The sequence below is a fragment of the Kocuria oceani genome (genome assembly GCF_029524215.1).
GTDB lineage: Bacteria > Actinomycetota > Actinomycetes > Actinomycetales > Micrococcaceae > Kocuria > Kocuria oceani.
On record NZ_JARAMH010000004.1, the window covers coordinates 254,966 to 281,311 of the forward strand.

A 26,346-nucleotide genomic window follows, 5' to 3' on the forward strand; every position below is an offset into this window, starting at 1 on the left:
GCGGCCTAGAAGTAGTACGGGAAGCCGGACCAGTCCGGGTCCCGCTTGCCCAGGAACGCGTCCCTGCCCTCGACGGCCTCGTCGGTCATGTAGGCCATCCGGGTCGCCTCCCCGGCGAAGACCTGCTGGCCGACCATGCCGTCGTCGGGCAGGTTGAACGCGAACTTCAGCATCCGGATCGCCTGCGGGGACTGCGCGGCCACGTCCCGGGCGGCGGCGACCGCCGCGTCCTCCAGCTGCGCGTGCGGGACGACCTCGTTGACCGCGCCCATCTCGAGCATCCGCTGGGCGTCGTACTCGCGGGCGAGGAAGAAGATCTCCCGGGCGAACTTCTGCCCCACCTGGCGGGCCAGCAGGGCCGAACCGTAGCCGGCGTCGAAGGAGCCCACCGTGGCGTCGGTCTGCTTGAACCGGGCGTGCTCGCGGGAGGCGATCGTGAGGTCGCAGACCACGTGCAGGGAGTGGCCGCCGCCGGCGGCCCAGCCGGGCACCGCGGCGATCACCACCTTGGGCATCGTGCGGATCAGCCGCTGCACCTCGAGGATGTGCAGCCGCCCCGCGCGGGCCGGGTCGATGGACTCGGCGGTCTCGCCCCCGGCGTAGCGGTAGCCGTCGCGGCCGCGGATGCGCTGGTCCCCGCCGGAGCAGAAGGCCCAGCCGCCGTCCTTGGCGGAGGGGCCGTTGCCGGTGAGGATCACGGCGCCCACGTCGGAGCTCATCCGGGCGTGGTCGAGGGCGCGGTACAGCTCGTCCACGGTGCCGGGGCGGAAGGCGTTGCGGACCTCCGGGCGGTGGAAGGCGACCCGCACCCACGGCAGGTCGCGCAGCACGGCGCCGTCGCCGTCCCGCTCCACGGCGCGGTGGTAGGTGAGGTCCCCGAGGTCCTCGAAGCCCTCGACCGTGCGCCACTGCGCCGGGTCGAAGAGCTCGGAGACCCGCTCGGGGAGGTGGCTGCCGGCAGGGGTCGGGGTCGCGTCGGTCACGGGTCCGAGTCTACGGGGCCGCTCCCGCCGGCCTCGAGCCGGGCCCCTGGACCGCCCCGAGCGGTGCCGTGGCGGGCGGGCGGCCACGGCCGGGCAGGGGCGGGCACGGTCAGCGTCCCGCCCGGTCCGCGTCCGCCGGGCCGGCGGCGCCCGCGAGCAGCGCACGGACCTCGTCGGCGGACCCGCAGGCCAGCGCCCGCCGGGCGAGGTCCCGCGCGCCGGCCAGGGTCACCTCCCGCAGCCGCGCCTTGACGAGGGCCACCTGGGTGGGCACCACGCTGAGCTCCTCGACGCCCAGCCCGGCGAGCACCACCGCCGCCGCCGGGTCACCGGCGAGGTCGCCGCACACCGCGACGTGCGTGCCCTCGGGCACGTCGGCGCACACCCGGGCCACCAGGTCGAGCACGGCGGGGTGCCGGGCGTCGGCCAGCGCGGAGACCGCGGTGTTGCCCCGCTCGGCCGCCATCGTGTACTGCGCGAGGTCGTTGGTGCCGATGCTCACGAAGTCGAGGCCCTGCGCCACGCGGCGCACGGCCAGGGCGGCGGCCGGGACCTCGACCATGACGCCGACCCGCATCCCCGCCGGACGGCCGCCGGCCGCCGCGGCCGCCTCGTCGAGCCGCTCCAGCGCCCACGCCACCTCCTCGGCGGTGCTGACCATCGGGAACATGACGTGCACCGGGTGGTCCCGGGCCACCCGGCAGACCGCGGTCAGCTGGTCGAGGAGCACCTCCGGGGCCCGCCGCATGAGCCGCAGCCCGCGCTCGCCGAGGAACGGGTTCGCCTCGGCGGGCGCCGGCAGGAACGGCAGCGGCTTGTCGCCGCCCACGTCCCAGGTGCGGACGGTCACGGGCCGCCCGGCGAACGCCTCGGCGATCCCGGCGAACGCGGCCGCCTGCGCGTCGACCGACGGGGCGTCGTCGAGGTGGCCGAACAGGATCTCGGTGCGCAGCAGCCCGCACCCCTGCGCGCCGGACGCGACGGCACGGCCGGCGTCGGCGGGCGTCGTGACGTTGGCGAGCACCGGCACCGGGTGGCCGTCCGCGGTCGCGCCCGGCTCGTGGGCCCGCGCCAGGGCGCGATCGGCCTCGGCGGCCCGGGCGGCCGACACCTCGCGGAGGGAGCGCCGGGTGTCCTCGTCGGGGTCGACGAAGAACCGCCGGTCCCGCGCGTCGAAGCCGATGACCGCGCCGGGTGCCACGGCCGCCGCGGCCGGACCGGCGTCGGGGTACACCGGGACGCCGCGCGCGCGGGCGACCAGGACGCCGTGGCCGGTGTCCCCGCCCGCCAGCGCGACGACGCCCGCGACCCGCTGCGGGTCCAGCGTCGCCGCCGTCGCGGCGTCGAGCTCCCGCAGCACGAGGACCACGGGCGGACCGTCCGCCGGGACCGCCTCGTCCGGGGCGCCGGGTCCGGCCAGCGCGGCGAGCACCCGCCGCCGCACGCTGCGGACGTCCTCGGCGCGCGCCCGCAGGTAGGGGTCGTCCATCGCCTCGAGCTCCCCGCCCAGCGCGGCGAGCCGGTCCCCCCACGCCGTGGGCGCGGCCGCGCCGGCGGCGACGTCGGCGGCCACCGCGCCGGCCAGCTCGGGGTCGGCCAGCAGGGCCTCGTGGGCCTCGAGGACGGCGCCCGCCGGGCCGGGGCCGCCGGCGGCGGACCGGCGCAGGGCGGCCAGCTCGGCGAGGGCGCGGGCCACGGCGGCGTCCGAGCGCCGCCGCTCCTCGGCCGCATCGCCGGGCCGGTAGCCGGAGAGGTCGATCGCGCCGCCTCGCACGACCGCCGGGCCGAGGGCGACGTCGGTGCCCGACCCGGCGGCGGGCGGCGTGGGTGCACCCTCCGGTCCGGGGGCCGCGGGGGCTGCCGGGCCGGGGGACCGGTCGCCCCAGGAGTCCGCGGCCAGCGCCCGCACCGCCTCGGTCAACGACTCGGCCCCGGGTCCGGACGCCTCGAAGCGCAGCCGGTCGCCCTGCCGGACGGCGAGCGTCACGAGCCCGGACAGGCTGCGGGCGTCGACCGGACCTCGGCCCGTGCGCAGGTTCGTGACCGCGGCGGTCGCGTCGGCGGCCCGCACGAGCCCGACCAGCCGGGCGGCCGGGCGCGCGTGCAGGCCGTGCGGGGTGTCCACGGGCAGCTCGGCGACGACCTCGGGTGCCGCGGGCGGCGCCGGCGTCCCGGACGCCGCCGGGTCCGCCGCCTCCCCCAGGTGGTCCTGCTTGGCGGCCAGTCCGCGGCCGGCCTCCTCGAGCACCGCGTCCAGCGGCGCGCCGGTGGCCGCCGTCACCACGGCGGCGACCAGCCCCTCGACGAGCGGAGCGGGCGACACGCGCACCCGCTCGGCGACGTCGGGCGGCAGGAACTCCCGCGCCATCTCCGCGCTGAGCACGGCGCTGCCGAGGTCGAGGAGCACCAGCACGCCGTCCGGCGCGTCGACGGCGGTGATGGCCTCGGCGACCGCGGCCGCGTCCGTGCCGAACCCGTCGCCGGCGCCCGCCGCCAGGGCGATCGGCGGGCGCTCGTCGACCATCTCGCAGGCCAGCTCGACGGCCGCCTCGGCCAGCGCCCGGCTGTGCGAGACGACGACGATGCCGATCACGGCAGGCTGTCGGCGGCGGAGCGCAGCAGCAGCGCCGTGCTGGTGGCGCCCGGGTCCTGGTGGCCCGCGCTGCGCGGCCCCAGATAGCTGGCCCGGCCCTTGCGCGCCACGAGCGGGATCGTCGCGGCGCAGCCCTCCTCCGCCGCGTCGGCCGCCGCGGACAGCGCGTCGGCGATGCCGGCGCCCCCGGCCACCGCCGCGTCGTACGCGTCGAGGGCCGGCGCCAGCGCGTCCACCATCGTCTTGTCGCCCGGTTCGGCCCTGCCCCGGGCGACCACGCCCTCCAGCCCGGCCCGCAGCGCCCGGCCCAGCGTGGCGGCGTCGACGGCCTGCCCACCGACCAGCCCGCCGGCGACCCGCAGGAAGAACGTGCCGTACAGCGGGCCGCTGGCCCCGCCGACGGTGCTGACCAGAGTCATGCCGGTCTTCTTCAGGAGCGCGTCGGGGGCACCGGCGGCGCCGCCGTCCAGCGCGCCGACGACCGCGCGCATGCCGCGGTCCATGTTGCTGCCGTGGTCGGCGTCGCCGATGGCGGAGTCGAGCTCCGTCAGCTCCGCGGCGTGGTCGTGGACGACGTCGGCGAACCGCCGCAGCCAGCGTTCGAGCCCCTCGGCGGTGACCTCCGGCATCACATGCCCCAGCGCAGTCCGGGCGTGTTGACCGGGGCGTCCCACAGGCGGACGAGCTCGTCGTCCGCGCGCAGCAGGGTCACCGAGCAGCCGGCCATCTCCAGCGAGGTGATGTAGTTGCCGACCAGGCTGCGGGCGACCGGGACGCCGGCCTTCTCCAGCAGCTGCTGCACCTCGGCGTACATGATGTACAGCTCGATCAGCGGCGTGCCGCCCATGCCGTTGAGCAGCGCGATCACCGGGGCGCCGTCGGCCACGGGCAGGTCGGCGAGGACCGGCTCGACGAGCATGGCCGCGACCTCCCGCGCGGGGGCGAGCGGACGCCGCTCCCGTCCGGGCTCGCCGTGGATGCCGATGCCGACCTCGATCTCGTTCTCGTCGAGCTCGAAGGTCGGCCTGCCCGCGGACGGGACCGTGCAGGAGGTGAGCGCCATGCCCATGCTGCGCCCCTGCTCGTCGACCCGCCGCGCGATGTCGGCGACCTCGGAGAGCGGACGGCCCTCCTCGGCCGCCGCACCGGCGATCTTCTCCAGCAGCACGGTCACCCCCACGCCGCGACGTCCGGCGGTGTACAGGCTGTCCTGCACCGCGACGTCGTCGTCGGTGACGACCGAGACCACCTCGACACCGTTCTCGGCGGCGAGCTCGGCGGCCATCTCGAAGTTCATGACGTCGCCGGTGTAGTTCTTCACGATGTGCAGGACGCCGGCGCCGCCGTCGACGCCGAGGGTCGCGGCCAGCATCTGGTCCGGCACCGGGGAGGTGAACACCTCCCCGGCGCAGGCGGCGTCGAGCATGCCCGGGCCCACGAACCCGCCGTGCATCGGCTCGTGCCCGGAGCCGCCCCCGGAGACCAGCCCGACCTTGCCGCGCCGGGGGGCGTCGGCCCGGAAGACGACGCGGTTGGAGTGGTCCACGCGCAGGCGGTCCCCGTGCGCGGCCTGCATGCCCAGCAGGGCCTCCCGCACGACGTCGGCCGGGTCGTTGATGAGCTTCTTCATGTGCACTATCGGACCACTCCGCCGGTGGCCGTGACAACAGTTCGGTGCCACTGTGGGGCATTGAGTCGACGGCGTGCCACCCGGGCGCCGTGCTCCGGGCGGCCGGACCCGGGTGCCGCGCTGTCCTCCCGCCGTGCGGGCCTGCGGCGGCGGAGACCCTAAGCTCGGAGGATGGCTGACTTCCGGACGAGCACCCTGCACACGACCCGCGTCGGGGACGACGGTGACCGCATCGTCTTCCTGCACGGCCTGTTCGGCCGGGGCAAGAACTTCACCCGGATCGCCAAGGACCTCCAACCGGGCTTCCGCAGCCTGCTGGTGGACCTGCCCAACCACGGCCGGTCCGGCTGGACGGACCGGGTGGACTACCGGCAGATGGCCGACTCCGTGGCCGCGGCCCTCCGGGAGGACTTCGCCGCGGGAGGCCCGGTCGCCGTCGTGGGGCACTCCCTCGGCGGCAAGGTGGCCATGGTGCTGGCGCTGCGCCACCCGGAGCTCGTCTCCCGGCTCGTCGTGGTCGACATCGCGCCCACCCGCTCCGGGGGCGGGGAGGGGGAGTTCGCCCATCTGCTGGACAGCCTCGCGGCCGTGGACCTGACGGCCGTGCAACGCCGCTCGGACGCGGACGAGGCCCTCAAGGAGCCCATCCCGTGGGACACCACCCGCAGCTTCCTGCTGCAGAACCTGCGCAGCGGCCCGGACGGGCTCTCGTGGGAGCCGAACCTCGAGCTGCTGCGGTCCAGCCTGGACGCCATCGGCGGCTTCCCGGACACCGGGGAGGCCGTCTACGAGGGGCCGGTGCTGTGGGTGGCCGGCGGGCGCTCGGACTACGTCCGTGACGAGCACGCACCGCGGATGCGGCAGCTGTTCCCCCGGGCGCACCGGGTGACGATCCGCGAGGCCGGCCACTGGGTCCACTCGCAGGAGCCGGAGAAGTTCGTCGAGGTGCTGCGCGGGTTCCTGGCGCACACGGAGGCCTGACCCCCGGGCCGGCGCCGCGCCGCCCGGTCCGCCCCGGCCGGTCCCCCTGCCGTCCGCTCCGGCCGTCCCGGGCCGTGGTGCCACACTGAGGGACGTGAGCCACGCACCCTTCGACCTCGACGCCGTCGGCGCCGGCCTGCCCGTGGCCGGGGCCGCCGGCGCCCTGCGCGCGGCCCTGGCCGGCGGCGCCGCCGTGGTCCAGGCCCCGCCCGGGTCCGGCAAGACCACCCTGGTGCCGCCGCTGGTGGCCGCGCTGCTGCACGAGCGCGGGACCGGCCCCTCGCGGGTCGTCGTCACCCAGCCGCGCCGGGTCGCCGCCCGTGCCGCCGCCCGGCGCCTCGCCTCCCTCGCCGGCACCCGCGTCGGCGGGCTCGTGGGCCACACCGTGCGCGGGGACCGGCGGACCGGGCCCGGCACGCTCGTGGAGTTCGTGACCCCCGGGATCCTGCTGCGCCGCCTGCTGCACGACCCCGAGCTGCCCGGCACCGGCGCCGTGGTCCTCGACGAGGTGCACGAGCGCGGCCTCGAGACGGACCTGCTCGTGGGGATGCTCGCCGAGCTGCGCGAGCTGCGGGAGGACCTGGTGCTCTCGGCGATGTCCGCGACCGTGGACGCCGCCCGCTTCGCGGCCCTGCTGGGCCGGGACGGACCGGCGCCCGTCGTCGACAGCCCCGCCGTCCTGCACCCGCTGGGCGTCGAGTGGGCCCCTGGCCCCGGCCGGCGCACCGACGAGCGCGGGGTGCGCCCGGAGTTCCTCGACCACCTCGCCCGCACCGCGGCCGCCGCCCACGCCCGGGCCCTGGCCGCGGATCCCGGCACCGACGCCCTGGTCTTCCTCCCGGGCGCGTGGGAGGTCGCCCAGGTCGCCCGCCGGCTGCGGGAGCAGGCCCCCGGCACCGAGGTCCTCGAGCTGCACGGGCGGGTCGGGGCCGCCGAGCAGGACCGGGCCACGGCCGGGCGCGCGCCGGGCGGGCCCCCGCGCGCGGTCGTGGCCACAGCCCTGGCCGAGTCCTCCCTCACCGTCCCGGGCGTGCGCCTGGTGGTGGACTCCGGGCTCGCCCGCGAGCCCCGCCGGGACGCGGCCCGCGGGATGACCGGGCTCGTGACGGTCGCCGCCTCCCGCGCCTCCGCCGAGCAGCGCGCCGGGCGCGCGGCCCGGCTCGGGCCCGGCACCGTGGTGCGCTGCTACGACGAGCGCACGTGGACGGCGATGCCCGCCCACGGCACCCCGGAGGTCGCCGCCGCCGACCTCACCGGCGCCGCCCTGCTGCTGGCCTGCTGGGGCTCCCCGGGCGGGCGCGGCCTGGCCCTGCCCGATCCGCTCCCGCCCACCGCCCTCGCCGAGGCGGAGGCGGTGCTGCGCGGGCTCGGCGCGATCGACGCCGAGGGCCGCGCCACCGCGGCCGGCCGCGCGCTCGCCCGGGTGCCGGCCGACCCCCGGCTCGCCCGCGGTCTGCTGGCCGGCTCCCGCCTCGTGGGGGAGCGGGCCGCCGCCGAGGTGGTGGCGGCCCTCGCCGACGACCACCGGGCCCCGGACGGCGACCTGGCCCGGCTGCTGGCCGGGCTGCGCTCGGGGCGCGCCCCGGGCGCCCGGCGGTGGACCGAGGAGACGGACCGGCTCCGGCGCGCCGCCCGCGAGGCGGGCACCGGAGAGGCCGGGACCGTCCGGGCCGAGGTCGCAGAGAGCCGCGACCGGGTCCGGGCGGAGCGCCCCGCGCCGGTGCCCGTCGACCCCGTGCCTCGCGAGCTGGTGCCCGGCGCGGTGCTCGCCCTGGCCTTCCCGGAGCGGATCGCCCACCGGTCGGGCGGCACCTGGCTGCTCGCCTCCGGCACCCGGGCCGGCCTCCCGGAGGGCAGCCCCCTGGCCGGCCACGAGTGGCTGGCCGTCGCCGAGGCCACCCGCGCCGCCGGACGGGCCGCCGCCGGCACGGGCGCGGTCGTCCGGACCGCCGCCGCCCTCGACCGGGAGACCGCCGAGCGGTGCGCCGAGCACCTGCTCACCGACGCGGTGGACACCCGGTACGACGGCGGGCGGGTGAGCGCGCGGCGGATCCGCGCCCTCGGGGCGATCCAGCTGTCCGCCACCCCCGTGCGACCGGCCCCCGCGGCGGCCCGCGAGGCCGTGCGGGCGGCCCTGGCCGAGCACGGCCCGGGCCTGCTCGCCTGGTCCGGGGCGGCGGACGGGCTCCGGCGCCGGCTGGCGCTGCTGCACCACCGGCTCGGCGCCCCCTGGCCGGACGTCTCCGACGACGCCCTCCGGGCCCGGCTCGACGAGTGGCTCGCCCCCGAGCTGGACACCCTCGCCGCCGGCGGGCCCGTGGACCTCGCCGGGGCCCTGCGCCGGCTCCTCCCGTGGCCGGAGGCCGGCCGCCTCGACGAGCTCGCCCCCGAGCGCCTCACCGTGGCCAGCGGGTCACGGGTCCTGATCGACTACCCGGCGGCCGACGACCCCGCGGGCCGGCCCGTGCTGGCCGTGAAGCTGCAGGAGTGCTTCGGCTGGGCGGAGACGCCCGCGGTCGCCGGCGGGCGGGCACCGGTGCTGTTCCACCTGCTCTCCCCGGCCGGGCGGCCCCTGGCGGTCACCGACGACCTCGCCTCCTTCTGGGCCGGGCCCTACCGGCAGGTGCGGGGCGAGATGCGCGGGCGCTACCCCAAGCACCCGTGGCCCGAGGACCCGTGGTCCGCGGCGGCCACGGCCCGCACGACGCGCCGGGCCTGAGCCGCACGGTCGGCGCCGCACGGTGGACGCCGCACGGTTGGCGCCACCGTGTGATCTGCGTTACGGTGGGGCCACCGCACCTGCCGAGCGCGTCGATCCAGCGCGCACGGACCGGCTCGCCCACTCCGCGACCCCCGGCCCGAGGCACGCACCGGACGGACCCCCGCGACGCCATCGTCCCCGCGGGACCGCCACCGGTCACGGTTCCGCCGGGCAGCCCCCGACCCCCGGCTCGGGCGCCCCGGCTCGCTTGTCGCACCGCAGCACGCTGCGCCACACGGAATGGGTACGCACTCATGACTGCCACCTCGATCGAGTCCACCACGACGACCTCGACCACCACCACCTCGCCGCTGGCTCCCCAGGTCGCCGCGCCGGCGGTCGGCCCGGAGCTCGCCCGCTCCTGGCTGCTCGTCAACGGCGCCCAGGTCGAGCGCTTCGCGGTCGCGGCGGGGAGCGCGGCCGACGTCGTCGTCCTGGACATCGAGGACTCCGTGGCGCCCAAGGACAAGGAGCGCGCCCGCCGCAACGTGATCAGCTGGCTGGACGCCCGCGACGAGCACGGGGCGCAGCAGCACGCCTGGGTGCGCGTCAACGGCTTCGGCACGCAGTGGTGGGAGGACGACCTCCGCGCCCTCGCCGGGGTCCGCGGCCTCGACGGGGTGATGCTGGCCATGGTCGAGTCGCCCGAGCACGTGACCCGCACCGCGGAGCTGCTCAAGGACACCAAGATCGTCGCGCTCGTCGAGACCGCCCGCGGGGTGCAGCACCTGCAGGCCATCGCCGGGGCCCGGTCCACCTACCGGCTCGGCTTCGGCCTCGGCGACTTCCGCCGCGACACGGGCTTCGGCGAGAACCCCCTGACGCTGGCGTACACGCGCTCGCAGTTCACGATCGCCTCCCGGGCCGCCAACCTGCCCGGGCCCATCGACGGCCCCGCCGTCGGGGCGCTCGGCCCGAAGCTGGCCGAGGCGACGTCCGTGACCCTGGAGTTCGGCATGACCGGCAAGCTGTGCCTGATGCCCGAGCAGGCGGCCACGGTCAACGAGGGCCTGAGCCCCTCCCTGTCCGAGCTGTCCTGGGCCACCGAGTTCCTGCAGGAGTTCGACGCCGACGGCGGGGAGATCCGCAACGGCTCCGACCTGCCCCGGCTCGCCCGCGCCCGGAAGATCCTCGGTCTCGCCGGGGCCTTCGGCCTGAGCGTGCCCGAGGGCTACGACGTCCACTTCGAGGCGCCGACCGACACGTACCACTGCTGACCCGGTGGTGAGGGGCCGGCCACCGGCCCGACCGCGCGCGGCGGCGCACCCCCTGCCGCGCGTCCGAGGGACCGGTGGGTGCCGTGCAGACACGGCGCCCACCGGTCCTTCCGCCGTCCGCCCCGGCCCGGTCCGTCCTGGGCGCGACCCCGGCCGGCCGGTGTCCGTGTCCCCTCGCGACGAGCGGTCCCGGTCCGGCCCGGGCCGCCCCGCTAGATTGGGCGGGTGCGCACCCACCGGTCCTCCACCGCCCGCCCCGCTCCGCGACCCCCGGCCGCCCGCCGGGCCGCGGCCCTCTCGCTCGCGCTGGGCACCGGTCTCCTGGCGTCCGGCTGTGCGGCGCTCACCGCCGACGACGGGCGCGAGAGCGCCGAACGGGTCGCGGCGGCGCTGACCGCGGGCAGCGTCGAGGACCTGGGCTTCGGCGCCGTCGCCGGGCCCTTCGCCCAGCAGCAGTACGAGGAGGCCACCGCCGGGCTGGGCGAGGCCACCGGGTCCGTGGAGGTCACGACGGTGGAGGACACCGGGCAGGAGGACCGGCGGGAGGCCACCCTGGCCTGGTCCTGGGACCTGCCGGGCACGGACCGGGACTGGGCGTACGACGCCGTGCTCCCCCTGGTCCGCTCGGCGGGCGGGGAGTGGGTCCCCGAGTGGTCACCCGGCGTGGTGCGGCCGGGGCTGGAGGAGGGCGAGGCCCTGCGCGCCCGGACGGTCGCCGCCGACCGCGGGGACATCCTCGGCGCGGACGGGGAGACCCTGGTGACGGAGCGCCCGATCCGCCGGGTCGGGATCGACCGGTCGCAGCTCGACGGGGCGGAGCCCGCCGCGGCGGCCCGCCGGCTCGCCGCGGCCGTGGACATCGACGCCGACGCCTACGCCGAGGCCGTCGAGCAGGCCGGGCCCGAGGCGTTCGTCGAGGCCGTCCCGCTGCGGCTGGAGGACTTCCGGGAGCTGGACGCGCAGCAGATGGACGCCGTCCCGGGGCTGCTCGTGGTCGAGGACGAGCTGCCGCTGGCACCCTCCCGCGGCTTCGCCGCCGACCTGCTGGGCGCGGTGGCCCCGGCGACCGCCGAGGACCTCGAGGCCTCCGGCGGCGACCTGGCCACCGGTGCGCTGGTCGGCCGCGGCGGCCTGCAGGAGCAGTTCGACGACCGGCTGGGCGGGACCCCCGGCGTGGTGGTCGAGGAGGTCGTGCCCGGCGCCGACGGCGGGCCGGCCTCCGCCGGCGAGCCGCTGTTCGAGGTCCCCGCGCAGGCCGGCGAACCGGTCACGGTGAGCCTGGACCGCGGGCTCCAGGCCACCGCCGAGGAGCTCCTGACCGGCATCGAGTCCCCGTCCGCGATCGTGGCGGTCCGGCCCTCCACGGGCGAGGTCGTCGTGTCGGCCAACGGGCCGGGGTCGGAGGGCTACTCCACCGCGCTGCTGGGCCAGTACGCGCCCGGATCCACCTTCAAGGTGGTGACGGCCCTGAGCATGCTCCGCGAGGGGGACACGCCCGGCACCGAGGTGCGGTGCCCGCCCTCGACCACCGCCGCGGGCGTGCAGGTCGACAACGTCGAGTCCTATCCGCCCGAGTTCACCGGCACCATCACGCTCACCGAGGCGATCGCCCACTCCTGCAACACCGCGTTCGTGGACCAGCACGAGCGGGTCAGCCAGGCGGAGCTGGCCGCCGCGGCCGGGTCCCTCGGGATCGGCGCCGAGACGGACCTCGGGCTGCCGGTGTTCACCGGCGCCGTCCCGGCGGAGGAGGAGCCGGCCCAGCACGCCGCCGCGCTGTTCGGGCAGGGGCGCACGCTGGTCTCGCCGCTGGCCATGGCCAACCTGACGGCCTCGGTCGCCGCCGGGGAGCTCGTGACCCCCCGGCTGGTCACCACCGGGGGCCTGCTCGACGACGCCGCCACGACCGGGCCCGGTCCCGCGGAGCCGCTGACCGGTCCGGAGGCGGAGCAGCTGCGCACCATGATGCGGGCCGTCGTCTCCTCGGGACACCTGGAGGTGCTGCAGGAGCTGGAGCCGGACACCGCGATCGGCAAGACCGGCACCGCCGAGTTCGGCGACGAGGACCCGCCCCGGACCCACTCGTGGGTGATCGCCGAGCACGAGGACCTGGCCGTCGCGGTCTTCGTCGAGGACGGCGGTCTCGGCTCGATCACCGGCGGACCGCTGATGCGCGACTTCCTGGCGGCCGCCTCCGCGGCCCGGACCGGCTGAGGGACCGGACCGGCTGAGGGACCGGACCGGCCGAGGGACCGGACGGGCTGTCGGCCCGCACCGGCCGAGGGGCCTCGGGGTGCCGGTCCGCGCCGGCGGCCCCGCGCGTGCGGGGACGACCCGCGGGGCGGGCCCTTCCGGCGCGCGCCCCGCTGGCGGAGGATGGGGGAGGACGTCCCGTCCGCCGCCGCAGACCGCCGACCCTCAGGAGCTCCCCGTGCCCGAGAACGTTCCCACTCCTTCCGCGCGCACCAAGATCGGCGTGGTCGGTGCCGGCTCCGTCGGCTCGTCCCTGGCCTACGCGGCGCTGATCAAGGGCGTCGCCCAGGAGGTCGCCCTCTACGACCTGGCCGGGGACCGGGTCCGCGCCGAGGGCCTGGACCTCGCCCACGGGGCGATGTTCACCCCCAGCTCGCGGGTGACCGGCTCCGACGACGTCGCCGTGCTGGCCGGCTCCGACCTCGTCCTCGTCACCGCCGGCGCCAAGCAGCGGCCGGGTCAGACCCGGATGGAGCTGGCGGGCGCCAACGCGCAGATCCTGGAGACGCTGATGCCGCGGCTGGTGGAGCAGGCGCCCGAGGCCGTGTACGTGCTGGTCACCAATCCCTGCGACGTGCTCACGGTGATCGCGCAGAAGCTCACCGGCCTGCCCCCGGGGCGGGTGATGGCCTCGGGGACCGTGCTGGACACGTCCCGGCTGCGCTGGCTGCTGGCCGAGGAGGGCGGGGTGTCCACCACGAGCGTGCACGCCACGATCGTCGGCGAGCACGGGGACACCGAGTTCCCGCTGTGGTCGAACGCGAACATCGGGCAGATCCCCCTGCGGGACTGGACGGTGGAGGGACGCCGGCCCTTCACCGAGGAGCGGCTCGACGACATCACCCACCGGACGATCAACGCGGCGTACACGGTGATCCAGGGCAAGGGCGCCACCAACTACGCGATCGGCCTCGCGGCGACCCGGGTGGCCGAGGCCGTGCTGCGCGACGAGCACGCCGTGCTGCCGGTGTCCACGGTCCTGGAGGACTACCGCGGGATCAGCGGGGTCGCCCTGTCGGTGCCCTCGATCGTCGCGCGGCAGGGCGTCGTCGAACGCCTGGTCGTGCCCATGGACGAGCAGGAGCAGGCCATGCTGCAGCGCTCGGCGGAGGCGATCCGGGCGACCCTCGCCTCGATCGGGTACTGACCTGCGCGCTGGCACCGCCCCGGGAACGGCGCCGGGGCCCGTTCCGGCGGAACGGGCCCCGGTCGTGCAGTGCGGGTGGTCAGCGCGCGGCCATCTCGTCCTGCGCCGCGTGGGTGAGGCGCACGGCGTCGTCGAACTCGCGCTCGACGTCCTCGTCACGCCGGTACGTGGCCTTCGAGACCAGCATGGCGGAGACCAGGGAGACGATGAAGCCGGGGATGATCTCGTAGAGGTCGGCCCACGGGGTCACGGTCCAGACGAACACGGTGACCGCGCCCAGGGCCATGCCGGTGATCGCGCCGAGGTTCGTGAGCTTGCGCCAGAACAGGGACAGGATCACGATCGGCCCGAACGAGGCGCCGAAGCCGGCCCAGGCGAAGGCCACGAGGCCGAGGATCGTGTTGTTCTGCTCCCAGGCCAGGAAGGTGGCCACGACGGCGACGGCGGCCACGCCCGCGCGGCCCAGCCAGACCTGCTTGCGCTCGGACGGGGTCTCCTTGACCGTCAGCTTGTACAGGTCCTCCACCAGGGCGGAGGAGGAGACGATGAGCTGGGAGGAGACCGTGGACATGATCGCGGCCAGCACCGCGGCCAGCACGAATCCGGCGACAACGGGGTGGAAGAAGACCTGGGCGAGGTCCAGGAACACGGACTCGGGGTCGGTGGGGCTCTCGTCGGGGCGGTTGCCGTAGTAGGCCAGGCCCACCAGGGCGGTGGCGATCGCCCCGATGACGCTGAGGACCATCCAGGTCAGCCCGATCCGGCGGCCGGTCTTGGCGTCGGCGGGGGAGCGCATGGCCATGAAGCGGACGATGATGTGCGGCTGGCCGAAGTAGCCCAGGCCCCAGGCCAGGGCCGAGATCACGCCGAGGACCGTGGCTCCGGAGACCATGGAGAGGGCGTCCGGGTTCACCGCGGTGATGTTCTCGGCCATCTGGCCGAAGCCGCCGACGTTGACGATCCCGACGACCGGGACCATGAGCAGGGCGATGAACATGAGGACGCCCTGGGCCACGTCGGTGTAGGTGGCGCCCAGGAATCCGCCGAAGAGGGTGTAGGCGATGGTGACGCCCACGACCAGCAGCAGCCCGGCGTGGTAGGTCGAGCCGAAGGAGGACTGGAAGAAGAGCCCGCCGGCGACCATGCCGGAGGAGACGTAGAAGGTGAAGAACACCAGGATGATCAGGCCGGAGACGATGCGCAGCATCCGGGTCCCGCCCTTGAGCCGGTTGTCCAGGAAGGACGGGATGGTGATCGAGTTGTGCGAGACCTCGGTGTAGGAGCGCAGCCGGGGCGCGATGAACTTCCAGTTCACCCACGCGCCGACGATCAGCCCGACGGCGATCCACGCCTCAACCAGGCCCGAGAGGAACACCGCGCCCGGCAGGCCGAGCAGCAGCCAGCCGGACATGTCGGACGCCCCGGCGCTGAGTGCCGCCACGCCGGGCTTCAGGTTGCGCCCGCCGAGCATGTAGTCGTCGAGGTTCTTGGTCCGGCTGTTGGCGTAGAGACCGATCGCGATCATGGCGGCGAAGTAGATGACGATCGCGATCGTCTGGGATATCTCTTGGGTCATGGCGTCCTTTCCGCCCGGCGCCGGCCCGGTGGAGCGCAGCGTCCAGGAGGGTGGGTGGGTCGGAGGTCCCACAGCACTTTACGCGTGCTCCCGGTCACTGACCAGCTACTACGGGTATAGGCAGACCGCCCGGAGCCCGCGCCGGAGCGGCTCAGCCGCCGTCGTGGGCCTGCAGGAACTCGTACACCTCCCGCTCGTCCACGCCCGGGAAGGCCCCCTCCGGCAGGGCGGCGAGCACGTGGGAGTGCGCCCGGGTGTTGGGCCACGCGTGGCCGGCCCAGACCCGGCTCAGGTCCTCCGGCGGGCGCCGGCAGCAGGAGGGGTCCGGGCAGGTGGAGACGGTGCGGTGCGGGGTGTCCCGGCCGCGGAACCAGCGGGCGTCGGTGAAGGCCACGCCCACGCCGATCGAGAAGGTGCCCTGGCCGGAGAGCTCCGTGCGGGTGGAGCACCAGTAGGTGCCGGAGGGGGTGTCGGTGTACTGGGCGAAGGCGGTGAACTGGTTGGGCTGGTCGAACACCGTGCGTCCGGACCACTTGCGACAGGAGATCTGCCCCTCGATGGCGCCGGTGTGGTCGGTGGGGAACGCCAGCCCGTCGTTCTCGTAGGCCTTGTGGATCACCCCGGACGAGTGCACCTTGTGGAAGTGGGTGCGGATGCCCAGGTGGCGGGTCGCGAGGTTCGTGAAGCGGTGGCCCGCCGTCTCGTGCGAGACGGCGAACCGGTCCTTGAGGTCCTCCAGGAAGAGATCGCGGTTCTTCTGCGCCTCGAGCAGGAACGGTACGGTCTGGTCCTCGGGGAGCATGACCGCCGCGGCGAAGTAGTTCGCCTGCACCCGCTGGGCCAGGAACTCGGCGTAGTCCTTCGGGGGCTCGTGGCCCAGGACCTGGTGGCCGACCGCCTGGAGCAGCACCGCGCGGGGGTCGTGGTCCGCCCGCGGGCTCTGCACCAGGTAGATCCGCCGGTTGAGCAGGTCGGTGACCGAGCGGGTGGAGTGGGGCAGGTCGGTGACGTGGTGGATGCTGTAGCCCAGCTTGCCGACCATCTCCGAGATCACCGAGTTGGAGACCGGCCCCGAGGAGTACCCGCCCAGGGTCAGCAGCTGCTTGGCGGCCTGCTCGAGGTCCGGGAAGTAGTTGTCCCGCTCCCGCATCAGCCGGCGCAGCTGCACGTTGGCCCGGCGGGCCTCCTCCGGGGTGGCCGAGTTCTTCTCCAGCGCCTGGGCCAGGCGGTCCTGCAGGGCCACGAGCGCCTCGAGCACCTCCGTGGACAGGGCCGAGCTCACGCGCACCGTCGGCAGGCCCAGCTGCTCGTAGAACGGGGAGCGCTGGGCGCGCTCGAGCCGGATCTCCAGGGCCTCCCGCCGGTTGGCGGGCTCGGCCCCGAGCAGCGCGTCCACGCTCGTGCCGAGGACCTCGGCGAGCCGCTGCAGCAGGCTCAGCCGCGGCTCCCGCCGCCCGTTCTCGATCACGGACAGCTGCGAGGCGGCCGTGCCGGCCCGTCCGGCGAGCTCGGCCAGGGTCAGGCCGCGGTCCTTGCGCAGCGACCGGATGCGCCGGCCGAGGCCGATGAGGTCGGTGGTCCGGGGCTGCTCGTCCGAGGCCGGCTGCTCGTAGCCCCACGCACTGGTCGTCATTTCTTCATGATATGCGAAAAATCCGGGAAGTTCGCGGCGAAACCCGGGTCCATCGGGGTTGTTCGGGGCGCACAGTGGTGTGTGTCACCAGGAAGACGCGAACTTCCGGGGACCCACGAATCCCTTCGTACCACCGCCGCACCACCGTGGACCACTCGACGAGGAGCTGACATGTCCTACCCCAACGCCCCCAAGACCGCCGACGAGATCCGCCAGGAGTGGGACGCCGACCCGCGCTGGCAGAACATCACCCGCGAGTACGGCGCGGAGGAGGTCGTCCGCCTGCGCGGCACCGTGCAGGAGGAGCAGACCCTCGCCCGCCGCGGCGCCGAGCAGCTGTGGCAGAAGCTGCACACCGAGGACTTCGTCAACTCGCTGGGCGCCCTGACCGGCAACCAGGCCGTCCAGCAGGTCAAGGCCGGTCTGAAGGCCATCTACCTCTCCGGCTGGCAGGTGGCCGGTGACGCGAACCTCGCGGGCCAGACCTACCCCGACCAGTCGATCTACCCCGCCAACTCCGTCCCGGCGGTCGTGCGGCGGATCAACAACGCGCTGATGCGCGCCGACCAGATCGAGCACTCGGAGGGCATCCGCACCGTCGAGGACTGGCTGGTCCCGATCGTCGCCGACGCCGAGGCCGGCTTCGGCGGCCCGCTCAACGCCTACGAGCTGATGAAGTCGATGATCGCGGCCGGCGCCGCGGGCGTGCACTGGGAGGACCAGCTGGCCTCCGAGAAGAAGTGCGGCCACCTGGGCGGCAAGGTGCTCATCCCCACCCAGCAGCACATCCGCACGCTCAGCGCGGCCCGGCTCGCGGCCGACGTCGCCGACGTCCCCTCGCTGATCATCGCCCGCACCGACGCGGAGGCGGCCACGCTGATCACCTCGGACGTCGACGACCGGGACAAGCCGTTCGTCACCGGTGAGCGCACCGCGGAGGGCTACTACAAGGTGCGCAACGGCCTGGAGGCGTGCATCGCCCGCGGCAACGCCTACGCCCCGTACGCCGACCTGCTGTGGATGGAGACCGGCACCCCGGACCTCGAGCTGGCCAAGCAGTTCGCCGAGGGCATCCACGCGGAGCACCCGGACCAGATGCTGGCCTACAACTGCTCGCCGTCCTTCAACTGGAAGAAGCACCTGGACGACGCCACGATCGCGAAGTTCCAGCGGGAGCTGGGCGCGATGGGCTTCAAGTTCCAGTTCATCACCCTCGCCGGCTTCCACGCGCTGAACTACTCGATGTTCGACCTGGCCCACGGCTACGCCCGCAACCAGATGACGGCCTACGTGGAGCTGCAGGAGCGGGAGTTCGCGGCCGAGGAGCGCGGCTACACCGCCACCCGGCACCAGCGGGAGGTGGGCACCGGCTACTTCGACCTGGTCTCCACCGTGCTCAACCCGCAGTCCTCCACCACGGCGCTGGCCGGCTCCACGGAGACCGCCCAGTTCTGAGCCGACCGCGGGCACGGCGGCCGGGGACCAGGGCGGGTCCCCGGCCGCCCCGCCCGACCTCTTGCCCGACCCTCTTCTCCGCATCTCTTCCCCGACATTCCCCAGGCGAGGAGCCAGCCATGATGACCATGACCAGCGATCCCGTGACGATCAACGGCGTGACCCTCACCGGTCACCACGTGCCCCGGCAGAACAGCGTGCTCAGCCCCGACGCGCTGGGCTTCCTGGCGGCCCTGCACCGCGAGTTCGAGCCGCGCCGCCGCGAGCTGCTGGCCGCCCGCGAGGAGCGGCGCAAGGCGATCGCCCGCGGCACCGACCCCGCGTTCCTGCCCGAGACCGCGAGGATCCGCGAGGACGACTGCTGGCGGGTCCCCCCGCCCCCGCCGGGGCTGGAGGACCGGCGGGTCGAGATCACCGGGCCCACCGAGCGGAAGATGACCATCAACGCCCTGAACTCCGGGGCCCAGGTGTGGCTCGCCGACATGGAGGACGCCAACACCCCGCACTGGACCAACGTGGTCACCAACCAGCTGAACCTCATCGACGCCCTCGAGGGGACCATCGAGTTCACCAACCCGGACGGCAAGCGGTACGCCCTGGAGAACAAGGACCCGCGGGCCAACCCGACGATCGTGGTGCGGCCCCGCGGGTGGCACCTCGAGGAGAAGCACCTGTCCGTGCGCGGCGAGCCCATCGCCGGGGCGCTGGTGGACTTCGGTCTCTACGTCTTCCACAACGCCCGCCGGCTCAAGAAGCTGGGGCTGGGCCCCTACTTCTACCTGCCCAAGACCGAGTCCCACCGCGAGGCGCGGCTGTGGCACGACGTCTTCACCCGGGCCGAGTCCATGCTCGGCGCGGACCACGGCACCATCCGGGCGACCGTCCTGATCGAGACGATCACCGCGGCGTTCGAGATGGAGGAGATCCTGTGGGAGCTCGGCGAGCACGCCGCCGGGCTCAACGCCGGACGCTGGGACTACATCTTCTCGATCATCAAGAACTTCCGCACCCGGGGGCCGCGCTTCATCCTCCCCGACCGCGACGCCGTGACCATGACCCAGCCGTTCATGCGGGCCTACACCGAGCAGCTCGTGCGGGCCTGTCACCGCCGGCAGGCCATGGCGATCGGCGGGATGGCCGCGTTCATCCCGTCCCGCCGCGACCAGGAGGTGAACCGGGCCGCGATCGAGAAGGTGCGGGCCGACAAGACGCGGGAGGCCCAGGACGGCTTCGACGGGTCCTGGGTGGCCCACCCCGACCTCGTGCCCGTGTGCCGGGAGGTCTTCGACGAGGTGCTGGGCGACCGGCCCAACCAGCTCGACCGGCGGCGGGAGGACGTGGTGCCCGACGACAAGGCGCTCCTCGACATCGCCTCGGCCGAGGGGAGGATCACCGAGGCCGGGATCCGCAGCAACATCGAGGTCGGGATCCGCTACATCGAGGCCTGGCTGCGCGGCAACGGCGCGGTCGGCATCCACCACCTGATGGAGGACGCCGCGACCGCGGAGATCTCCCGCTCCCAGATCTGGCAGTGGGTGAACTCCCGGGCGATCACGGACCACGGCGAGGAGATCACCCGGGAGTGGGTGCAGGAGCTCGTCGAGGAGGAGTTCGGGCGGATCGAGCGCGCCGAGGGCGACCGCTTCGACGACGCCCGCTCGGTCTTCGAGGAGGTCGCCCTGGGCGAGGACTACCCGGCGTTCCTGACGACCCCGGCCTACGAGCGGTTCCTGGCCGAGCCCGAGGACCCGCACGCCCCGGAGGAGGCCGGTCCCCGGTCCCGGATCCGCGCCTGAGGCGCCCAGTCCGAGGGGTCCACCACCCACGGCTCGCGCGGCAGGACGTCCTCGGCGAAGACCGCGAGGACGTCCTGTGCCGTGCGCACCGGGCCGGGCAGGCCCAGCGAGGCGGCCGTCCACCCCAGCACCTCCTGCGCGCCGTGGCCCGCCGCGGCGAGCTCCGAGAGGGTCACGGCACCGTCGCGCTTGGCCAGCCGCCGGCCCTCCGGGGTGAGCACGAGGGGCACGTGGGCCCACTGCGGCTCGGGCAGACCGAGCACCGCCGCCAGATAGGCCTGCCGCGGGGTCGAGGGCAGCAGGTCGTCGCCGCGCACCACCTGGTCCACGCCCTGGTGGGCGTCGTCGAGGACCACCGCGAGGTTGTAGGCGGGCCGCCCGTCGTTGCGCAGCAGCACGAAGTCGTCGACCAGACCCGTGTACGGGCCGGCCCAGCGGTCCACGACCGTGCGGGAGCGCACGTCCGCGCGCAGCCGCACCGCCGGCGGCCGGTCGCGGCGGCGGCGCGCGCGCTCGGCGTCGCCGAGGTCCCGGCACGTGCCCGGGTAGGCGCCCGGCGCCCCGTGCGGGGCGCTCGCCGCCGCCTGGATCTCCCGGCGCGTGCAGTAGCACTCGTAGGTGCGCCCCGCCGCGGTCAGCTCCGCGACCGCGGCACGGTGGGCGGTCTCGCGCGTGGACTGCAGCAGCGGCGGGCCGTCCCAGTCCAGTCCGAGACGGGCGAGGTCGGCCAGCTGCTGCTCGGCCGCGCCCGGCCGCACCCGGTCGATGTCCTCGATGCGCAGCACGAAGCGCCGCCCGCTCGAGCGGGCCGCGGCCCACGCGATCAGGGCCGTGCGCAGGTTGCCCAGGTGCAGGTCCCCGGAGGGGGACGGCGCGTAGCGGCCGGCGCCTCCGGACGCACCCCCGGAGGAGGAAGTGGTCATGGGTGCCAGGATAGACAGCGCCGGTCGGTACCCTGGCAGGGTGGCCCGCATCAACGAACTCCGCGACGGCGTCTTCGCCGTGAGCACGGACAACTGGAGACTGAACTCCGGTCTCGTGCTCGGGACCCGCCGCGCCCTCGTGGTCGACACCGGGGCCGGTCCCCGCCAGGCCCGGGAGATCCTCGGGGCGGTGCGCTCGCTGACGGACCTGCCCCTCACGGTGGTGAACACCCACGCGCACTACGACCACTTCATGGGCAACGCGGTGTTCCAGCGCGACGGCGCCGAGGAGTTCTGGGCCCACCGCGGCTGCGCCGAGGCGATCCAGGAGCACGGCGACTACCAGCGCTCCTACGTGGGCACCCACGAGCCCGAGATGGCCGCCGCGGACGGCCCGGACACCCGCCTGGTGGTGCCCAACCGGCACCTGCCGGGCAGCGGCCGGCGCCCGGCGCTGACCCGGGTGGACCTGGGCGAGCGCGGCGCCGTGCTCTTCTCGCTCGGGCGCGGGCACACCGACAACGACGTGTGCGTGGGCGTGGACGACGTCGTGTTCACCGGGGACGTCGTGGAGCAGGGCTCCGACCCCAGCTTCGACGACTCCTATCCGCGGGGCTGGGCCACCGCCCTGGAGCACCTCGCCGCCCTCGACCGGTACCGGGTCTTCGTCCCCGGCCACGGCCACCCCGTGGAGCGCGGCTTCGTGCTCCAGCTGGCGCAGACCATGCGCACGGCGATCGAGCGGGTGGACGCGAGCGAGGCCGCCGCCGCGCAGCCGGACGGCCTGCGGCCCGTGACGGCCTCGATGTTCCGCCTGCCCTACAACCCCGGTGCGGCGCGCATCCTCCTGGACCGGCTCGAGCGGATCAGGGTCGAGGACGCCGCGACCGCGGCGCTTGCAGCCCTGCCAGGGCCGCCGCCGCGAGCAGACTGACCCCCAGGATCGCCGCGCAGCCGGCCATCGCCGCCCAGCCGCCGCCCGGCACCCGCAGCGCGGCCCACAGCGGCAGCAGCCCGGCCGCCAGCGCACCGGCGCCGAGGACGGCCAGCAGCGCGACCAGGCCCCCGCCGGGCGCGGGGCGCTCCACCGGGCCGGTCACGCGCAGCACCAGCCCGCCCAGCGCGGCCCACCCCGCCACGACGAGCAGGGAGGCCACGACGTCGGAGGGCCGGTGCCAGCCGTTGAGCAGGGTCGCGATCCCGGTCGCGGTCGTCGCCGCCGCCCCGAGCAGGGCCACGAACGGGCGGGACCTGGCCGGCGCGGCCAGCAGCACCACCGCCACGGCGGCGGCCGCGGCGGCCGTGTGCCCGGAGGGGAAGGAGTTGCCGGCCGCCTCCTGGATGCCCAGGTCCGGCTTCTCCACGAGCACGCGCTTGAGCAGCTGGACCGTGAGGTTGGACAGCACCACCACCGCGGCCCCGGTCAGGGCGGGGGCCAGGCGCCGGGACCGCGCGACGAGCACGGCCAGGCACACGGCGGAGACCACCCCCACCGCCCAGGGGAGGAGGTCGAGCAGCTCCCGGGCCCGGTCCGAGAGACCGGGGAACGCGCCCGTGGCCTGCCGCAGGGCCAGCTCGTCGAGCCACTGGCCGGTCGGGGTGGTCAGCGCCACGACGCCCACCGCCACGGCGCCGCCGAACAGCAGGACGGCGCCGAGCACGTGCGCGAGCGCCTGGAGGACGGTCGGCGCCGGACGGTGGTGGGCGGTCGTGGTCATGGAGCTCCTGGTGGTCGGGCGGGCGGGTGTGCCGGTGCGGCCGGGTCCGCGCCTGCGGAGCCCTCATTGTTCCACGGGCGGATCGGTGCGGCCTGAGCAACCGCGCCTAGGCTGGTGGCCATGACCGAGCCCGCGCCCCTGCCCCCGCTCGACGAGCTGCTCGCCGACGCGCACGTCGTCGCCCTGCCGATGCGCGTGCGCTTCCGGGGGGTGGAGGTGCGGGAGACGATGCTGCTGCGCGGGCCGGCCGGCTGGGGCGAGTTCGGGCCGTTCCCCGAGTACGGGGACACCGAGGCCGCAGCCTGGCTGCGCGCCGCGGTCGAGGCCGCGTGGCACGGCTTCCCTCCGCCCCGGCGCACCCGGATCCCGGTCAACGCCACGGTGCCGGCCGTCCCGGCGGCCCGGGTGCCCGAGGTGCTGGCCCGCTTCGGGACGGGGGTGCGCGCCGTGAAGGTCAAGGTCGCCGAACGCGGCCAGGACCTCCACGACGACGCCGCCCGCGTCGCGGCGGTGCGGGCCCGGCTCCCGGACGCGGAGCTGCGGGTGGACGCCAACGGCGGGTGGGACGTGCCCGCAGCGCTCGCGGCGCTGGAGCGGCTGGGGGAGCACGGGCTCGCGTACGCGGAGCAGCCCGTGCCCACCGTGGCCGGCCTGGCCGCGGTGCGGGAGGGGCTCGCCGACCGCGGCGTGCCGGTGCTCGTGGCCGCCGACGAGTCCGTGCGCCGGGCGAGCGATCCCCTGGCGGTGGCCCGGGCCGGGGCGGCGGACCTGCTCGTGGTCAAGGCCGCCCCGCTCGGCGGGGTGCGCCGGGCCCTGGACGTGGTGGCGCAGGCCGGGCTGCCCGCCGTGGTCAGCTCCGCGCTGGACTCCTCGGTGGGCATCCGGGCCGGGCTGGCGCTCGCCGCCGCGCTGCCCGAGCTGCCGTACGCGTGCGGGCTGGGCACGGTCTCGCTCATGCGCGAGGACGTCCTGCGCGAGCCGCTGCGCCCGGTGGACGGGGCGCTCGAGCTGCGGGATGCCGTCCCGGACCCCGGGCTGCTGGCGGCCCGGGCCGTGCCCGCGGACCGGCGCCGGTGGTGGCTGGAGCGGGTGCGCCGGGTGCACGCCGCCGCGGCGGGGGCCGTTCCGGCCTGAGCCGCGGGGCCCGTGGGGGCCGCGGAGCTCCGGGCCCGCGCCGGCAGGACGGTCCGGCAGGACGGTCCGGCGGGGCGGTGCGGCGCCCGCCGTCACGCAGCGGCGGCTCCGGGTCCGATCGGCGCGTCGCGGCCCCGGGGCGTCACCGCCCGTTAACGCGGGCTTTCCCTCGGCACCCCCCACGCCTCACGCAGCGGTGGTGCAGTGGCGGAGCACCCGTTCCCCGCCCGCGGTCGCCCCGCGGAACCGATCCCCTGGGAGAGCCATGACCGACATCGCCGAGCGCCCCCTCCTTCCCATGCTGGGCCACGCCCGCGGCAAGCGCAGTCCTCTCACCTGTCAACTGAAGTGCGGCAACGCCTGCGCCGGCCCGGAGTGCAACACCTCCGGCAACGGCTACTTCCGGGACATCGCGAGCGCCGCCCTGTCCCGCCGCTCCGCTCTCGGGCTGGGCGCCGCGGCGGCCGTGACCGTCGGTGTCGTCGGGGCCACCCCCGAGGCGGCCCAGGCCCACGGCCGCGGCCGCTCCGGACTGTCCTTCACCCCGATCGCCCCCGTCCCGAACACCGTGGACGACCTGACCGTGCCCGAGGGCTACGACTGGTCCCCGATCATCCGCTGGGGCGACCCGCTGTTCACCGACTCCCCGGAGTTCGACCCGCTGGAGCAGACCCCCGAGGCGCAGGCGAGCCAGTTCGGGTACAACTCGGACTACCTGGACATCCTGCAGGACCGCGGCGGCCGCACCGGCGTGCTGGTGAACAACCACGAGTACACCAACGAGGCGAACATGTTCCCGGCCGACCAGCTCGGGGACCTGGAGCGCGTGGCCCGCGTGGCCATGGCCGCGCACGGGATGTCCGTCGTCGAGATCGCCCGCACCGGACCCGGCCGGCCCTGGTCCTACGTGCGCGGGGGCAGCCGCAACCGGCGCATCACCCTGAGCACCCCCTTCGCGGTGGACGGCCCGGCCGCGGGGTCCGACCTGCTGAAGACCCGGGACGACCCCACCGGCACCGTGGTGCTGGGCACGCAGAACAACTGCGCCGGCGGCACCACCCCGTGGGGCACCGTCCTGTCCGGGGAGGAGAACTTCAACCAGTACTTCAAGGGCAACGGCTCCGCCGAGCAGAAGCGCTACGGGATCTCCACCGACGACCCGAGCCGCCGCTGGCACGAGGTGGACCCCCGCTTCGACTCGACCCTGCCCGGCTACGAGAACGAGCCGCACCGCTTCGGCTGGGTCGTGGAGATCGACCCGCAGGACCCGTCCTCCACCCCGGTCAAGCACACGAGCCTGGGCCGCTTCAAGCACGAGGGGGCCAACGTGCGCGTGGCCGAGGACGGCACCGTGGTCGCCTACTCCGGCGACGACGAGCGCTTCGACTACCTCTACAAGTTCGTCTCCGCCAAGAAGTACGTCGAGGGCGACCGGGCGCACAACATGACCCTGCTCGCCGAGGGCAATCTCTACGTCGCGCAGTTCACCGGGGACACCGCCGCCGAGATCGACGGCTCCGGGCGGCTGCCCTCCGACGGCGCGTTCGACGGCTCCGGGCGGTGGCTGCCGCTGGTCGTGGACGGCGAGTCGGTCGTGGAGGGCATGTCCGTGGAGGAGGTCCTGGTCTTCACCCGCCTCGCCGCGGACAAGGCCGGGGCCACCAAGATGGACCGCCCCGAGGACGTCGAGCCGTCCCCGCTGACCGGCAAGCTCTACGTGGCGCTGACCAACAACACCCAGCGCGGCACCGCCGGGAAGGCCGGCCCGGACGAGGCGAACCCCCGCACCCAGAACCGGGACGGGCACGTCATCGAGCTGACCGAGCGGAACAACCGCGCCGCCGCCCTGGAGTTCGACTGGAACATCCTGCTGGTCGCCGGGGACCCCGCGAAGAACGCGTCGACCTACTTCTCCGGCTACCCGGCGCAGAAGGTCTCCCCGATCTCCTGCCCGGACAACCTCGCCTTCGACTCCGCGGGCAACCTGTGGATCACCACCGACGGCGCCCCGGGCACGATCGGCTACAACGACGGCATGTACAAGGTGGGCCTGACCGGGCGCCAGCGCGGGAACGTGGAGCAGTTCCTCGCCGTCCCTCAGGACGCCGAGTGCTGCGGCCCGGTGGTCCACGACCGCGAGCGGATGGTCTACGTGGCCGTGCAGCACCCGGGGGAGGACGGCTCGTTCGAGGAGCCCCGCTCCTACTTCCCGGACTACGTCGTGCCCACCCGGCAGGGCGACGGGGAGTGGGCGCTCCCGCGCCCCTCCGTCGCCCAGGTCTTCCCCGTGGGCCGCGACGGGGAGCCCGAGTTCCCCGGGGCGATCTCCGACCGGCCCGGCCGGGAGCGCAACGCGGGCCGGCGCCGCAAGAACGGCGAGCGCGGGCCCCGCTACCGCGGCTACAAGGGCAAGGCCACCGCGGAGACCAAGGCCGCGGCCCGGACCGCCGCCCGCTCCTACTGAGCGACCTCCGCACCGGACGGTCCCCGTCCCGCCGCCCGGCGGGACGGGGACCGTCCGGTTCCCGGGACTACCCTGGTCTCCT

The 26,346-nt window shown here is 75.5% G+C and carries 18 protein-coding genes; 10 read left to right on the top strand and 8 right to left on the bottom strand.

Annotation, left to right across the window (positions count from 1 at the left end; all coding sequences use genetic code 11):
- Window positions 1–5 precede the first annotated feature (5 nt).
- From PU704_RS06525 to dhaK, 4 genes are all read right to left on the bottom strand, one after another.
- A complete protein-coding gene (locus PU704_RS06525) occupies window positions 6–983 on the bottom strand; it encodes a 1,4-dihydroxy-2-naphthoyl-CoA synthase (RefSeq protein WP_277550726.1) in 978 nt (325 codons plus the stop codon).
- Between the two features lie 109 nt (window positions 984–1,092).
- Window positions 1,093–3,576, bottom strand: a complete 2,484-nt coding sequence (gene ptsP / locus PU704_RS06530; protein ID WP_277550727.1) for a phosphoenolpyruvate--protein phosphotransferase — start codon at window positions 3,574–3,576, stop codon at window positions 1,093–1,095.
- The gene (gene dhaL / locus PU704_RS06535) at window positions 3,573–4,205 is read right to left on the bottom strand and encodes a dihydroxyacetone kinase subunit DhaL (protein WP_277550728.1); all 633 of its coding nucleotides are present in this window, start codon (window positions 4,203–4,205) and stop codon (window positions 3,573–3,575) included. Before dhaL ends, ptsP begins: the two co-directional genes overlap by 4 nt.
- Window positions 4,205–5,206, bottom strand: a complete 1,002-nt coding sequence (dhaK, locus tag PU704_RS06540) for a dihydroxyacetone kinase subunit DhaK (protein ID WP_277550729.1) — start codon at window positions 5,204–5,206, stop codon at window positions 4,205–4,207. Before dhaK ends, dhaL begins: the two co-directional genes overlap by 1 nt.
- A gap of 171 nt (window positions 5,207–5,377) precedes the next feature.
- Here dhaK and PU704_RS06545 point away from each other — a divergent pair, with 171 nt between their 5' ends.
- From PU704_RS06545 to PU704_RS06565, 5 genes are all read left to right on the top strand, one after another.
- Entirely contained in the window at window positions 5,378–6,187 is an 810-nt protein-coding gene (locus tag PU704_RS06545) for an alpha/beta fold hydrolase (RefSeq protein ID WP_277550730.1), read from the top strand.
- 94 nt (window positions 6,188–6,281) lie between these two features.
- Window positions 6,282–8,906 (top strand): ATP-dependent helicase HrpB, encoded by a 2,625-nt coding sequence (hrpB, locus tag PU704_RS06550; protein ID WP_277550731.1) that lies wholly within the window; start codon window positions 6,282–6,284, stop codon window positions 8,904–8,906.
- Between the two features lie 296 nt (window positions 8,907–9,202).
- Complete coding sequence (locus PU704_RS06555; protein ID WP_277550732.1) at window positions 9,203–10,165, top strand: HpcH/HpaI aldolase/citrate lyase family protein; 963 nt, start codon at window positions 9,203–9,205, stop codon at window positions 10,163–10,165.
- Between the two features lie 225 nt (window positions 10,166–10,390).
- The gene (locus tag PU704_RS06560; RefSeq protein ID WP_277550733.1) at window positions 10,391–12,379 is read left to right on the top strand and encodes a penicillin-binding transpeptidase domain-containing protein; all 1,989 of its coding nucleotides are present in this window, start codon (window positions 10,391–10,393) and stop codon (window positions 12,377–12,379) included.
- A 217-nt stretch (window positions 12,380–12,596) separates the two neighbouring features.
- Complete coding sequence (locus tag PU704_RS06565; RefSeq protein WP_277550734.1) at window positions 12,597–13,565, top strand: L-lactate dehydrogenase; 969 nt, start codon at window positions 12,597–12,599, stop codon at window positions 13,563–13,565.
- 79 nt (window positions 13,566–13,644) lie between these two features.
- Here PU704_RS06565 and putP read toward each other — a convergent pair whose 3' ends face one another.
- Together putP and PU704_RS06575 are read right to left on the bottom strand one after the other, a co-directional pair.
- On the bottom strand, window positions 13,645–15,141 hold the full coding sequence (gene putP / locus PU704_RS06570; RefSeq protein WP_277550735.1) for a sodium/proline symporter PutP: 1,497 nt from the start codon (window positions 15,139–15,141) through the stop codon (window positions 13,645–13,647).
- 151 nt (window positions 15,142–15,292) lie between these two features.
- On the bottom strand, window positions 15,293–16,774 hold the full coding sequence (locus PU704_RS06575; RefSeq protein WP_082157340.1) for a helix-turn-helix domain-containing protein: 1,482 nt from the start codon (window positions 16,772–16,774) through the stop codon (window positions 15,293–15,295).
- Window positions 16,775–16,945: 171 nt separating this feature from the next.
- Between PU704_RS06575 and aceA the strand changes: the two genes are divergently transcribed.
- Together aceA and aceB are read left to right on the top strand one after the other, a co-directional pair.
- Complete coding sequence (gene aceA, locus PU704_RS06580) at window positions 16,946–18,229, top strand: isocitrate lyase (RefSeq protein WP_047803209.1); 1,284 nt, start codon at window positions 16,946–16,948, stop codon at window positions 18,227–18,229.
- A 122-nt stretch (window positions 18,230–18,351) separates the two neighbouring features.
- Window positions 18,352–20,025 carry a malate synthase A gene (gene aceB, locus PU704_RS06585; RefSeq protein WP_277550798.1) on the top strand — a complete coding sequence of 558 codons (1,674 nt, stop codon included), beginning with the start codon at window positions 18,352–18,354 and terminating at the stop codon, window positions 20,023–20,025.
- Here aceB and gluQRS read toward each other — a convergent pair.
- A complete protein-coding gene (gene gluQRS / locus PU704_RS06590) occupies window positions 19,947–20,948 on the bottom strand; it encodes a tRNA glutamyl-Q(34) synthetase GluQRS (RefSeq protein ID WP_277550736.1) in 1,002 nt (333 codons plus the stop codon). The two genes, aceB and gluQRS, sit on opposite strands and share 79 nt — an antisense overlap.
- 40 nt (window positions 20,949–20,988) lie before the next feature.
- On the opposite strand from gluQRS, the gene PU704_RS06595 reads away from it, so the two are divergent.
- Window positions 20,989–21,882 (top strand): MBL fold metallo-hydrolase, encoded by an 894-nt coding sequence (locus tag PU704_RS06595; protein WP_277550737.1) that lies wholly within the window; start codon window positions 20,989–20,991, stop codon window positions 21,880–21,882.
- Here PU704_RS06595 and PU704_RS06600 read toward each other — a convergent pair.
- Window positions 21,815–22,666, bottom strand: coding sequence for a phosphatase PAP2 family protein (locus PU704_RS06600; RefSeq protein WP_047803207.1), 852 nt, complete (start codon window positions 22,664–22,666; stop codon window positions 21,815–21,817). The genes PU704_RS06595 and PU704_RS06600 overlap by 68 nt on opposite strands.
- Before the next feature lie 120 nt (window positions 22,667–22,786).
- On the opposite strand from PU704_RS06600, the gene PU704_RS06605 reads away from it, so the two are divergent.
- Window positions 22,787–23,800: an o-succinylbenzoate synthase gene (locus tag PU704_RS06605; protein ID WP_277550738.1), complete on the top strand. Its 1,014-nt coding sequence runs from the start codon at window positions 22,787–22,789 to the stop codon at window positions 23,798–23,800.
- 265 nt (window positions 23,801–24,065) lie between these two features.
- Window positions 24,066–26,264 carry a PhoX family protein gene (locus PU704_RS06610; protein WP_277550739.1) on the top strand — a complete coding sequence of 733 codons (2,199 nt, stop codon included), beginning with the start codon at window positions 24,066–24,068 and terminating at the stop codon, window positions 26,262–26,264.
- Window positions 26,265–26,346 lie beyond the last annotated feature (82 nt).